This is a genomic window from Photobacterium profundum (assembly GCF_003026285.1).
Classification (GTDB): domain Bacteria; phylum Pseudomonadota; class Gammaproteobacteria; order Enterobacterales; family Vibrionaceae; genus Photobacterium; species Photobacterium profundum.
Genome location: NZ_PYOD01000005.1, coordinates 342681 through 355978, shown reverse-complemented (window position 1 = coordinate 355978; position 13298 = coordinate 342681). Strand labels below are relative to the sequence as shown.

Sequence of the window (13298 nt, the reverse complement as noted above, 5' to 3'; positions counted from 1 at the left end):
TGCCCCGGGCCGGACTTGAACCGGCACAGCGCGAACGCCGAGGGATTTTAAATCCCTTGTGTCTACCAATTCCACCACCAGGGCACGCAATTCTTTATTGCGATGCTCCTAACCAATGTGCTTTATAAAAAGCGGTTAGACACCATCTAATTAACGGTCTGCCAATGTAACGTGACCGTTAGTACAAAATTTGGAGCGACACACGAGGCTCGAACTCGTGACCTCAACCTTGGCAAGGTTGCGCTCTACCAGCTGAGCTAGTGTCGCAATATTATTCTCAAGGAATAATGGAGGCGCGTCCCGGAGTCGAACCGAGGTACACGGATTTGCAATCCGCTGCATAGCCACTCTGCCAACGCGCCATATTCTTTAAAGCCAAAACATCTTAAAGAATTAAGTAATCTTTCAATCACTAACCGTTAGTGGGTTACCCCGCTGCGGTATGTCGGCCATTCTACAGATTCAAATGATGCTGTCACGAAAAAAATGCAACAAAAGTGTTTGTTCGCTTACCTTTTAGCCAAAGCCACTATAACAACATCAAAGAGATGAATTAATCAGCAAATGAATAAAATTCACCTTTTCATCTGGTAATAAAAAAGCGGCTCATTAGCCGCTTCCAAAATCAATTTTAGAACAAGATAATACCTTGAGACTTAATGATGCTCAGCATTCAGCAAGTCACCTTTTGCGGCTTTAAGGTATTGGTACATAGACCAATAAGTCAATACCATTGCGACGTAAAGTGATACATAACCTAACCATGTTACCCATTCGTGTGGGTGCCAAAGTAATAACAATAATGCAAACATCTGAGATGCAGTCTTCACTTTACCGACCCACGAAACGGCAACACTTGCACGCTTGCCGAGTTCAGCCATCCACTCACGTAATGCAGAGATAATGATTTCGCGACCTATCATTGTTACGGCAGGAATGGTTACCCAAATAGAGTGGTAATGCTCAACAACCAACACCATGGCAGTTATTACCATTAGCTTATCAGCAACTGGATCAATAAATGCGCCGAAACGAGTCGTTTGATTCAGTTTGCGGGCAAGGTAACCATCAAACCAATCAGTAGCACCTGCAATAAAGAATATTAACGCAGTTGCAAACGCAGACCACTCATAAGGCAAGTAAAAAGCAATAACAAAGAAAGGAATGAGTATTAGTCTAATGAAGCTTAATATGTTCGGAATTGATAAACGCATAATTCTTAATTCTTATAATTAACGACAGTACCACTACAGATACAAGAGTGCCGCAAAGCTAGCCGTGTTGCAATGCGTCATATATCTTTTCTGCCAAAGCTTTGCTTATTCCAGGCACTTTAGCAATCTCTTCTCTACTTGCTCGTTTTAATTCGTGTAAACCACCCATAAATTTAAGCAACGCTTGACGGCGTTTAGGGCCAATACCTTCCACATCTTCTAAAGCACTACGTTTTCTCACTTTGGCACGTTGTGCACGGTGACCACTAATCGCATGATTATGGCTTTCATCACGTATATGCTGAATCAAATGCAATGCAGGTGAATCGCTGGGCAGAGAAAATTCGTCACCCGTGATAAAAATTAATGTTTCAAGCCCTGCTTTACGTGTTACCCCTTTAGCAATACCAATTAGTAGTGGTTGCTTAGGCCATTCATCCATAAATGGTTTTACAACATTATACGCTCTTGATAGCTGACCTCGCCCACCATCAATGAAAATAATATCGGGAATCTTTTCGGGTTCCATCTGCTTACCATAGCGACGCTCTAATACTTGCCCCATCGCAGCGTAATCATCACCACCGGTGATACCCGTAATATTATAACGTCGATAATCTTGCTTAAACGGACCTTCTTGGTTAAAAACCACACAAGAAGCCACCGTTTTTTCACCCATCGTATGGCTAATGTCAAAACATTCCATACGAGTAATAGTCTCGAGGTTCAGAGCCTTACGCAGCTCAGAAAACCGTTCATGAATGGTCATCTTATGACTAAGCTTGCTAGTGAGCGCTGTCATTGCGTTGGTTTGAGCCAGTTTTAAATAACGCGCACGGTTACCACGAGGGCTCACTTTTAGCTCAATTTTCCGACCCGCTATGTCAGACAATGTTTCAGTAATAACCCCTGCATCATCACCTAAATTTTCACCTAAGATAATGACCGATGGAATAACCCTACCCTCAGCTTGATTCAGATAAAACTGCGTAACAAAACTCGATAGCACTTCCGTTAATTCAGCATCGCTTGGCATTTTGGGGAAATAACTACGGCTGCCTAAAATTTTACCTTGGCGAATATAAAGCGCATGAATACATGCCATGCCGTTTTGATGAGCAATTCCAACCACATCAAGATCGTCTTCACTATCATGACTGACAAATTGTTGTTCTTGAATACGGCGTAGCGCCTGAATTTGATCACGGAAAGTCGCGGCTTGTTCAAAATTCAAACTTTGGCTAGCTTGCTCCATTTTCTCTACAAGTGAAGCAATTACTTGACGATCTTTTCCTTGTAGAAATAAACGTGCAAAACTGACTTGGTCTTCATAATCTTTCTCGGTTATCAGATCTTTAACACACGGAGCTAAACACCTGCCAATTTGATACATCAAACAAGGGCGGCTTCGGTTTGCGTAAACAGAATCTTCACATTGGCGAATAGGAAATAGTTTCTGCATTAAATGCAGACTTTCACGTACCGCCCCCGCGTCGGGGTATGGACCAAAATATTCACCTTTGCGCTTTTTAGTGCCTCGGTGAATAGAAAGACGGGGATGATGGTGATTACTCAAGAAGATATACGGGTAAGATTTGTCATCACGCAATAGCACATTGTACTTAGGCAAGTACAATTTAATGTAGTTATGCTCAAGGATCAGCGCCTCTGTCTCGGTATGAGTTACCGTGACATCCACTTTACAGATATTTTTCACTAACGCTCTGGTTTTCTCTCCAGCTACGTTAGTTCGAAAATAACTCGATAGGCGCTTTTTAAGATCTTTGGCTTTCCCAACATAAATTACTTCACCAACGGCATCATACATACGATAGACGCCAGGTTGGTGAGTAACTGTTTTTAGAAAGCTTTTTGCATCAAAGCTCTTTTCATCTAATGCTTCTGACACTACAACGTCTCTGTGTCCAACATTCCGTGACGAATTGCTAGATGGGTAAGCTCAACATCACCGCCTATATCCAGTTTGCTGAATAAGCGGTAACGGTAACTATTCACTGTTTTAGGACTTAAACTGAGTTGCTCTGAAATGTCAGTGACTTTTTGCCCCTTCGTGATCATCATCATAATTTGAAGTTCACGTTCTGAAAGGTCTTTAAACGGGTTTTCAGAATCAGGTGCAAATTGGCTTAATGCCATCTGTTGAGCGATCTCAGGCGAAATATAACGCTGCCCACTATTAACCATACGAATAGCATTAACCATTTCATCAGGACCAGCACCTTTAGTAAGGTATCCAGCTGCACCAGCTTGCATCACTTTCGTTGGGAAAGGATTTTCAGTATGAATCGTTAATACAATAATTTTGATGTCGGGATTGAAACGAAGAATCTTCCGTGTAGCTTCTAGACCACCGATACCAGGCATATTCATATCCATAAGAACGATATCGGCGTGTTGCGCACGACACCATTTTACGGCTTCCTCACCACTGTCGGCTTCTCCTAGCACTTTTATACCACGGACATCTTCAAGAAGACGTCGGATCCCTGTGCGAACCAGTTCGTGATCATCTACAAGGAATACATTAATCAAGCTGTATCTCCAATATGATTTGGCTCTGCACCCTGCCGGAATTGGCGGGATTGCAATTACTAATTTTACCCTAATTCTACCCTAACTTAAAATCAGTACACATACTGATTTTGTGTGATAGCGCAAAAATTCGAACAAATACAAACAAAGACACTATATAACGAAAATGTTTTTATTGCATGCTTCAAAATAAAACAAGGCAACCAGCAGTATTTACCATATATCAAGAAAAATAAAGTAGAAAATTCAGTATATCCAATTGTTTACATTCCATACAGGTAAGTTATTTAACAAACAAGGTAACGATTAGAAATACATCCACACTAATTTCAACGTTATTACTACAGCATTTACCTAAAGAAGGCTTTTTCACCACATTTCATGATAGCTCTATCAGTAACTACTAACTAAACAGTAAGTTACAATGAAAAAATAACAAATAGAGTACTAATATACGACAGATAAATTATGACTAACTCTTAATACAAGATTAGTTTACCCTGCCTAACTTTCACTGAATCTAGACAAAAATGATTATGACGTCCTGTAAAATATTCATCACTTCCCTTTCGTAATCATATCTCACGTTTATGTATCAAGACTAAAGGCGGTTTAAGCTAGAAATACCGTAGAATTTATGAGTATCGCTCAATACTTAGACGTCTAGATGGAAAGTTTTTATTTCTGTTACAGCTTCATGTAGTATTGCCGCCAATTATACCCAAGCAACCTCAGGATGTAGGGGTCAGAGTGACCTCAGCGTGTTTTATCGGGGTATAAACGGTTACAACGCGACACATATACCATCATCGCTCTTGCACAATAATGGATTATTCGCACTCAGAATCAGAGTTTTGACGATTTACGTTTTTATCGGTGGTTAGTAACCGTAAAATTTAAGCAGTATTTGCGACATCCATTATAACGAAGATTGTTCACTTCTAAGAGGCTATTCAAACTTGCCTTTTCTATGACGAGCAATCACCAAGAGTTGACTGAAGGTTATATCATGAATCTTTCTGCTAAAACGGTGGTTTTAATCGCCATTGGTGCTGCACTTTATGGCATTGGCGGTTTACCTATGTTTGGTATCCCCGTGTTTGCCAACACCACGCTTAAGCCTGCAATGGCGGTATTAGCATTGTTTTCTGTTTTATTTGGTCCCCTTGTTGGTTTCCTTGTTGGCTTTATTGGCCATTGGGTGACCGATATGTTCGCGGGCTGGGGTGTATGGCTAACGTGGGTACTTGGTTCAGGGTTAGTCGGACTGATAATTGGTTTTTACCCTAAGATAACCCGAGGTCGTTTAGAAATGGGGGAATTCACTAAATTTGATTTCTCCTTATTTGTCTTCCTTGCTTTCCTCGGCAATGTTATCGGCTATGGCTGCTCAGCCTATTTAGACTCTGTGCTTTACGCCGAACCCTTTACGAAAGTGATGGCACAACTCACCATTATTGCCGCAGGTAATACCCTATTAATTGCGATTGTTGGTCACTATATTTTGACTTCTATGGCAAAAAGAAAACAACAAAGCTACAACCTTAAAGAAGCTGATTAACTAATGACTATTGAATTCTCTAATTTCACGTTCAAGTATTGGGCGTTAGAAAAGCCAACCTTAAAAAATATCAATCTAACAATAGGGAAAGGCGAAAAGGTTGTCATAGTAGGTCCAAGCGGTAGCGGAAAATCAACACTAGGCCAATGCTTGAATGGTTTAATCCCTTTTGCCGTTAAAGGCGATTGCACTGGTAGTCTCAAAATTAACGGTAAAGACACTAAATCCTTAGACCTTCATCAATGTACCAATATTGTAGGTACGGTACTGCAAGATACTGATGGGCAATTTGTCGGTCTAAGCGTGGGTGAAGATATAGCCTTTGCACTTGAAAACCAAATGGTTATTCAAGAAGAAATGCATACTATTGTTAAAGAAACCGCTAAAATGGTTGAGCTTGATGACATCTTAGATGTGTCTCCTTTTGACCTTAGTGGTGGCCAAAAGCAGCGCGTATCCCTAGCAGGTGTTATGGTCGACGATGTCGATATTTTACTATTTGATGAACCGTTGGCGAGCTTAGACCCCAAAACAGGCAAAGCGGCCATCGACATAATTGATCACCTTCATCATGATACAGGTAAAACGGTGATCATTATTGAGCATCGTCTTGAAGACGTTCTTCATCGTCCCGTAGATCGCATCATCATGATGGAACAAGGTGAAATTGTTGCCAACATGACGCCAGACCAACTCATTGCAAGCGATCTACTGGAACAACATGGAATACGTGAGCCTCTTTATATTTCGGCTTTAAAAGCGGCAGGATGCCAAATAACAGAAGACGATAAACCAGCATATTTTTCGACATTAAATCTTGATAAATTTAAGCCACAGATCGAAAACTGGTATCGCCAATCATCAGCTGAATGTACTCCAGAAAACAGTGAGCGCTTGCTTACTGTCAACAACCTCTCGTATTCATACGATGGCATTAAAAACACCCTTGAAGATGTGAACTTTCATATCAACAAAGGGGAATTTGTTTCCATTTTAGGGAAAAATGGTTCAGGAAAATCAACAATAACGCGTTTAATCATGGGGGTGTTAGAGCCTGATACTGGATCTATTTTCATGAACGGTCAAGATTTAGTACAAAGCTCTATTTTTGAACGTAGCCAAAAGATCGGGATCGTATTACAAAACCCCAATCATATGATTTCGCACCACATGATTTTTGATGAAATTGCATCAGGTTTACGAAACCGAGGTATCGATGAATCAACAGTAGAACGCAAAGTATTCGATATTCTTGAGCTATGCGGCTTGAAAAAATACCGCCATTGGCCAATTGATGCTTTAAGTTATGGTCAGAAGAAGCGCGTAACGATTGCTACAATCTTAGTACTTGAGCCTGAACTCTTAATTCTGGATGAACCGACAGCAGGTCAAGACTACCATCACTACACATTAATGATGGAGTTTGTGCGAGAGCTTAACCGTAAACTCGGCATTACCATTCTGATCATCTCTCATGATATGCATCTTGTTCTCGAATATACCCAGCGTGCCATTGTCATCGCTGATAGCCAATTATTAGCAGATGCGCCCGTTAACACCATTTTTAGTCAGCCAGCTCTGCTAGAAAAAGCCAACCTAACTGTAACCAGCCTGTATTCATTAGCATATGCAATGGGGATTAATCGTATCGATAACTTCATTCATTGCTTTATTGAACATGAGGCAAAGAATAAATAATGAAAACAAATAAAATTAAATTTGGCATTAGCTATGTCAACACAGGCTCTGCCTTGCATACCTTAAATGGCATCACTAAGTTCATCTTATTCATGAGCTGGGTAACCATGGTTCTGATCACCTTTGATTTACGTGTTATTTGCGCAATGATCTTAGTAGGTTTAGCACTCTTAAAAATCAGTAAAGTGCCGTTCTCAGTCTATAAACCTCTTCTAATCGGTACGTCTGTTGTTCTTTTAATGAACGCATTATTTATGTTTCTAATTGCACCCTTACAAGGTGTCGAGTACATGGGGAGTGAAACGGTACTATTAACACTCTTTGGTGACTATAAAATCACGGTTGAAACATTATTCTACCTGCTTACTGTCACACTTAAGTATTTCAGTATGTTCCCTATTGCATTGGTCTTTGTGTTTTCCACTCACCCTACTGAGTTTTCAGCCAGCTTGAACAAGTTAGGGATACCTTACAAGATCGCTTACGCCGTCAGCTTGACCTTGCGCTACCTACCCGAAGTAATGAAAGACTTCATGAATATCATGCATGCGCAGCAAGCCCGTGGTGTCGATATTTCTAATAATGTTCCGGTAATGAAGCGCATCAAGAATGTTGCTAAAATTCTAGGCCCATTGATTTTCTCTAGTCTTGATCGTGCCGACGTTATTTCCAATGCCATGACATTACGCGGTTTTGGTCGTAATAAACGTCGCTCTTGGTACAGCTTAAAGCCAATGACCAAAAATGATTACCTTACTCTATTGGTCATCGCGATTGTTCTGACATTAGGCTTTATCAAGCGTTATCAATCAGAGCAGTTATTTTGGTATCCATTCTGACTCGCGATTCGCTAGCGTAACCTACCTTGAATATCGCAAAAGATCATGAAAGTCAGTTCTTATATACTTTAACGAGAAAGAATATAACTGACTTTTTTGCTTTTCGTCTCTGCTGCCAGCCAAGCTATTAAGCTAAATCATTCATCAAAATCATGTATCGCTAGACCAAATGGCAATATTGAAGCTTAATTTTGATAACTAAGTCGATTGCTGCAACAAAAAAGACAATAAAGCTAAGAAATTGTACACAAAACGAGTAATATTAAAGATAACGAATTATAACAAAATACGCCTATACCCTAGTTACCTCAAAATACAGGATTAGAAGGTTTATCATCCTAATGACAAGTCTCAGTAAAGCAGTACAAAAAAAATCAAAAACTAAATCCCCAAATCAGACTCAGGATGATGTTGTTTACTGTCATATTTTTGATGCTATTTTAGAACAGCGATTACCGCCAGGTACCAAGCTGAATGAAGAAGCTTTAAGTGAAATATTCAGTGTTAGCCGTACCATTATTCGCCGAGCACTGCTGCGCCTTTCTCTTGAACAAGTTGTTGTGATTCGTCCCAATCGCGGGGCTATTGTCGCTGCACCAACGATTGAAGAAGCAAAGCAAATCTTTAAAGCACGCGAAGTAATGGAACTCGCTATTACTGAATTAGCGGTTGAAAATGCAACTCAAGAACAAATAAAGCAAATCAGAAAGCTGGTCACCGCTGAATTAAGTGCTTTTGAAAAAGGAGATTTTGGTAGTGGTATTCGCCTGTCTGGTGAATTTCACCTCAAACTTGCAGAAATGGCAAACAATGCCCCTCTTCTCAATTTTCAGCGAAGCTTGGTTTCTCAAACCTCGTTATTAATTGCGCAATACGAAGTGGGCAACAATGCTAATTGCTCTTTAGATGAACACACCATTTTATTGGATGCCATTGAAGCCGGTGATAAAGAAAAAGCCCTGTCGTTAATGACGGAACACTTAAATCATATTCGCTCCAAATTGAGCCTAGATGGTGAAACAGCGTCTAATGATTTGCATGTCGTTTTCTCTAATGTCATTAAAAGTAATGCATTAAACAAAGCATAATTACACACAGGCTCTGTTGCCATAACCAGAGCCAACTGACCCCTAACCTGAACACTTCTTCCTGTTTTTTAATGTCTTCTACGCTTATCCCCCAAAACAACTATTTCACTTTTTTGTAACTACAGCTCTTTTTGTTGAAAAAAACTCACCTGACATAATCTTATCCACTTAAATAAACATCATGCCAAGTATCAATCAATTATTCTGACAATCCACACAATAGCCATCTATATCTCTGCCATAATTGTATTTAGCAGTGTATGCAATATGAAAAACAAAATCTAACAACAAAACATCTTTTGCATACAAAAGCATTAAAACAATAAATAAAACTCAGAAATCATAGCTTATATTGTTGATTGTTAAGGAGTTTAGAGAAAAATCAGACCCGCACGCAATTGTTGCAAAGTTGTAAAATAATAGTTGACTAAAAAGTCAACTTGAACAATATTGACTCAAAGGTCAGAAAAATCGCAACCTAGCCAAGGAGGTCTCTTGATTAAATTCTTACTGAATCAGAAAGTACGAGAAGAAACTCAACTTTCACCTAATATGACCGTGCTCAATTATCTGCGCACTCAGATAAACAAAACAGGAACCAAGGAAGGTTGTGGTTCAGGTGACTGTGGCGCATGTACGGTTGTACTCGGTGAATTAGTGAATGGGCAACTACAATATCGCTCGGTTAACTCGTGCCTTACCTTTGTTTCAGCCCTGCACGGAAAACAATTAATCACGGTGGAGGATTTGCAAAATACAGATAAATCTCTTCACCCTGTGCAACAAGCCTTGGTTGAGTTTCATGGCTCACAGTGCGGTTACTGCACACCCGGCTTTATCATGTCGATGTTTGCACTCAGTAAGAATCGCCCTCAAGCCAACAAAGAAGATATTTTAGAATCATTAGCTGGCAACCTTTGCCGATGTACAGGCTACCGCCCGATTATTGATGCGGCGATGTCACTTAGCACTGATAAACCCATTCTCGATCAGTTTGCTGAACTTGAACTACGTACCATCGAAAAGCTTAAAAGTATCAGTAATGAACCCGCTACACTTAACTATAAGAATCTATCAAGCTTTTCACCAACAACAACAGATGAACTGGCGGAACTACTACTGACCTACCCTGACGCACGCCTACTGGCAGGCGGAACAGATTTGGCACTGGAAGTAACACAGTTTCAACGTGAAATAAAACAGTTGATTAGCGTAAATCTGGTTGCTGATATGAAAGTATTAGAGGAAACCGATAGCGACATTATCATTGGTGCAAATTTACCAATCAGTGATTGCTACGAGGTAATCAGCAAACACTACCCTGATTTTGGTGAATTGCTTCACCGCTTTGCATCGCTGCAAGTTCGTAACCAAGGCACGCTGGGCGGCAATATTGCGAATGCTTCCCCTATTGGTGATGCGCCCCCTCTACTGATTGCACTCAATGCCAACATTACGCTTCGTCGTGGTAAAGAGTCTCGCACTATTGCGATTGAAGATTACTTCATTAGCTACAAAGTGACTGCACAACAACCTTCAGAGTTCATCGAAAAAATCATTATCCCGAAGCCTGAAGTCCGTAAAGAGTTCCGTGCTTACAAGCTTTCCAAACGACTCGATGATGATATTTCTGCGGTATGCGGCGCATTTAACCTTGAATTAACTAACGGCGTAGTCGCCTCAATTCGTATTGCCTTCGGTGGCATGGCTGCAACACCCAAACGCGCAGCAGCGTGTGAACAAGCGTTACTCGGGCAGAAATGGAATGTAGCCACAGTGAAACTGGCAATGGCGATATTAGAAAACGATTTCGAGCCTCTTTCTGATTTCAGAGCAAGTAAAGAATACCGCAGCCAAACAGCCGCTAATATGCTTTACCGCTTCTTTATCGAACAGCAAAACGTGAATAATCAAATTGAAACAAGGGTAACCTCTTATGTCTAATCATCATGGTAATGCGTTGAGCCACGAAGAGATGGTGGCTCTTGTAAAACAAGATTTAACAACTGGCGTGGGTAAAAGCGTTAAGCACGACAGCGCAGGTAAGCAAGTAACAGGTGAAGCTGTCTATATCGATGACCGTTTAGAATTTCCTAACCAACTTCATTTGTATGCACGTTTAAGCACCCAAGCACACGCCAATATCACCAAAATTGACGTTAGCCCGTGTTACGAGTTCGAGGGCGTCGAGGTGGTTATCACCAGTAAAGATGTGCCTGGGCAACTGGATATTGGTGCAATTTTACCCGGCGACCCACTACTGGCTGATGGAAAAGTAGAATACTACGGACAACCTATCTTGGCCGTTGCTGCCAATGATTTAGAAACAGCACGTAAAGCTGCTCAAGCAGCCATTATCGAATATGACCCTCTTCCAGCGATTCTTGATGTTAAAGAGGCGCTAGAAAAGAAGCATTTCGTAACTGAAAGCCACCAACAAAAACGCGGCGATTCGGCTGCTGCATTAAAGAAAGCCAAACATGTGCTTGAAGGTGATCTGCATATCGGTGGGCAAGAGCACTTCTATTTAGAAACACAAGTCAGCAGTGTAATGCCAACTGAAGATGGCGGCATGATTGTTTATACCTCTACCCAGAACCCAACCGAAGTACAAAAATTGGTTGCTGAAGTTTTGGGGGTGCCAATGCATAAAATCGTTATTGATATGCGCCGAATGGGTGGTGGTTTTGGCGGAAAAGAAACGCAAGCGGCAGGCCCTGCTTGTATGGCGGCAGTTGTTGCTCACCTCACCGGTCGCCCTACAAAAATGCGCTTATTGCGTAGTGAAGATATGCAAATGACAGGAAAACGCCACCCGTTCTACAACCAATACAAAGTTGGCTTTGATGATAATGGCCGTATCCAAGGTATTGATATTACGGTTGCTGGTAACTGTGGTTATTCGCCAGATCTATCAAGCTCCATTGTCGATCGCGCCATGTTCCACTCTGATAACGCCTATTACTTGGGTGATGCAACAGTCACGGGGCATCGTTGCAAAACCAATACTGCCTCTAACACCGCATACCGCGGATTTGGTGGCCCGCAAGGCATGATGACCATTGAACATATCATGGATGAAATCGCCTGCTACCTAAAGAAAGATCCGCTAGAAGTGCGTAAACAGAACTACTACGATGATAAAGACCGTAATATCACGCACTACTACCAAACCGTCGAAGATAACTTCATACACGATATAACAGAACAACTTGAAGCCACCAGCCAGTACCACGAACGTCGTAAAGAAATCGACACCTTTAACAAAACAAGCCCAATACTCAAAAAGGGCTTAGCCATTACGCCTGTTAAGTTTGGTATCTCGTTCACAGCAACGTTCTTGAACCAAGCTGGCGCCCTACTTCATATTTATACCGACGGCAGCATTCACCTCAACCACGGTGGTACTGAAATGGGACAAGGTTTAAACACCAAAGTGGCACAAATTGTTGCTCAAGAGTTCCAAGTCGATATCGACCGCATTCAAATCACGGCTACCAATACCGATAAAGTACCCAACACCTCCCCGACGGCAGCTTCATCGGGTACCGATTTGAACGGTAAAGCAGCACAAAATGCCGCGCAAACGATTAAACGCAGATTAGTTGAATTTGCGAGTTCACACTTCAAGGTTAGCGAAGAAGAAGTGGTATTCAAAAGTGGTATTGTAAAAATTCGCGATAAATACATGCCGTTTGAAGAAATGATTCAATTGGCTTATTTCAATCAAATCTCACTTTCAAGTACCGGTTTTTATCGCACACCGAAGATTTTCTACGATCACCAAAAAGCGCGTGGTCGCCCGTTCTACTACTACGCCTATGGCGCATCTTGCTCTGAAGTGGTTATTGATACCTTAACTGGTGAATACAAAATACTGCGTGCCGATTTATTACATGATGTAGGGGCATCCTTAAACCCTGCCATTGATATCGGCCAGATTGAAGGTGGTTTCATTCAAGGCGTAGGTTGGTTAACAACTGAAGAGTTAGTGTGGAATGAACAAGGCAAGCTTACGACTAATGGTCCAGCAAGCTACAAGATCCCAGCAATTGCTGATATGCCTATCGATTTTCGCACTCACTTACTGGAAAACCGCAGCAACCCTGAAGATACCGTCTTTAATTCGAAAGCTGTCGGTGAACCCCCATTCATGCTTAGCATGTCTGTGTGGAGTGCATTAAAAGATGCCATCGCGTCTGTTGCTGTAAACAATGCGATTCCAAAACTGGATACGCCAGCAACACCAGAACGCGTGCTATGGGCAGTGCAAAATGTACAACAGGTTGATCAACCAGAGTTAGAAGTAACAGTAGAGCTCAACGAACAAGAAAAATAATGCAAC

General features: G+C 41.3%; 9 protein-coding genes and 3 tRNA genes. 6 read left to right on the top strand and 6 right to left on the bottom strand.

Translation table 11 applies throughout. The annotated features are described in order from the left end of the window. The 6 genes from C9J48_RS15490 to uvrY all read right to left on the bottom strand — a co-directional run bounded on the left by C9J48_RS15490 (position 1) and on the right by uvrY (position 3767). Positions 1-84, bottom strand: a tRNA-Leu gene (locus tag C9J48_RS15490). Between the two features lie 107 nt (positions 85-191). Beyond that, positions 192-267: transfer RNA gene (locus C9J48_RS15485), tRNA-Gly, on the bottom strand. Positions 268-288: 21 nt separating this feature from the next. After that, positions 289-362 (bottom strand) — tRNA-Cys (locus C9J48_RS15480). A 294-nt stretch (positions 363-656) separates the two neighbouring features. Then, positions 657-1214 (bottom strand): CDP-diacylglycerol--glycerol-3-phosphate 3-phosphatidyltransferase, encoded by a 558-nt coding sequence (gene pgsA, locus C9J48_RS15475; protein ID WP_006233650.1) that lies wholly within the window; start codon positions 1212-1214, stop codon positions 657-659. 58 nt (positions 1215-1272) lie between these two features. Beyond that, positions 1273-3042 carry an excinuclease ABC subunit UvrC gene (uvrC, locus tag C9J48_RS15470; RefSeq protein WP_006233649.1) on the bottom strand — a complete coding sequence of 590 codons (1770 nt, stop codon included), beginning with the start codon at positions 3040-3042 and terminating at the stop codon, positions 1273-1275. Positions 3043-3122: 80 nt separating this feature from the next. Beyond that, a complete protein-coding gene (gene uvrY, locus C9J48_RS15465) occupies positions 3123-3767 on the bottom strand; it encodes a UvrY/SirA/GacA family response regulator transcription factor (protein WP_006233648.1) in 645 nt (214 codons plus the stop codon). Positions 3768-4776: 1009 nt separating this feature from the next. Between uvrY and C9J48_RS15460 the strand changes: the two genes are divergently transcribed. The 6 genes from C9J48_RS15460 to xdhB all read left to right on the top strand — a co-directional run bounded on the left by C9J48_RS15460 (position 4777) and on the right by xdhB (position 13292). Beyond that, on the top strand, positions 4777-5328 hold the full coding sequence (locus tag C9J48_RS15460) for an ECF-type riboflavin transporter substrate-binding protein (RefSeq protein ID WP_036804436.1): 552 nt from the start codon (positions 4777-4779) through the stop codon (positions 5326-5328). Positions 5329-5331: 3 nt separating this feature from the next. Further along, positions 5332-7026, top strand: coding sequence for an ABC transporter ATP-binding protein (locus tag C9J48_RS15455; RefSeq protein ID WP_006233646.1), 1695 nt, complete (start codon positions 5332-5334; stop codon positions 7024-7026). After that, a complete protein-coding gene (locus C9J48_RS15450) occupies positions 7026-7865 on the top strand; it encodes an energy-coupling factor transporter transmembrane component T family protein (protein WP_006233645.1) in 840 nt (279 codons plus the stop codon). Before C9J48_RS15455 ends, C9J48_RS15450 begins: the two co-directional genes overlap by 1 nt. A gap of 341 nt (positions 7866-8206) precedes the next feature. Beyond that, positions 8207-8953 (top strand): GntR family transcriptional regulator, encoded by a 747-nt coding sequence (locus C9J48_RS15445; RefSeq protein WP_006233644.1) that lies wholly within the window; start codon positions 8207-8209, stop codon positions 8951-8953. A gap of 495 nt (positions 8954-9448) precedes the next feature. Next, entirely contained in the window at positions 9449-10897 is a 1449-nt protein-coding gene (gene xdhA / locus C9J48_RS15440) for a xanthine dehydrogenase small subunit (RefSeq protein WP_006233643.1), read from the top strand. Next, positions 10890-13292: a xanthine dehydrogenase molybdopterin binding subunit gene (gene xdhB, locus C9J48_RS15435; protein ID WP_006233642.1), complete on the top strand. Its 2403-nt coding sequence runs from the start codon at positions 10890-10892 to the stop codon at positions 13290-13292. The genes xdhA and xdhB overlap by 8 nt, the downstream gene beginning before the upstream one ends. Positions 13293-13298: the final 6 nt, after the last annotated feature.

What these genes read in the sequence shown, in the direction of transcription:
- pgsA (WP_006233650.1), bottom strand. Translation starts at nt 1,214, where the DNA reads ATGCGTTTATCAATTCCGAACATATTAAGCTTCATTAGACTAATACTC.
- uvrC (WP_006233649.1), bottom strand. Translation starts at nt 3,042, where the DNA reads ATGTATGATGCCGTTGGTGAAGTAATTTATGTTGGGAAAGCCAAAGAT.
- C9J48_RS15460 (WP_036804436.1), top strand. Translation starts at nt 4,777, where the DNA reads ATGAATCTTTCTGCTAAAACGGTGGTTTTAATCGCCATTGGTGCTGCA.
- C9J48_RS15455 (WP_006233646.1), top strand. Translation starts at nt 5,332, where the DNA reads ATGACTATTGAATTCTCTAATTTCACGTTCAAGTATTGGGCGTTAGAA.
- C9J48_RS15450 (WP_006233645.1), top strand. Translation starts at nt 7,026, where the DNA reads ATGAAAACAAATAAAATTAAATTTGGCATTAGCTATGTCAACACAGGC.
- C9J48_RS15445 (WP_006233644.1), top strand. Translation starts at nt 8,207, where the DNA reads ATGACAAGTCTCAGTAAAGCAGTACAAAAAAAATCAAAAACTAAATCC.
- xdhB (WP_006233642.1), top strand. Translation starts at nt 10,890, where the DNA reads ATGTCTAATCATCATGGTAATGCGTTGAGCCACGAAGAGATGGTGGCT.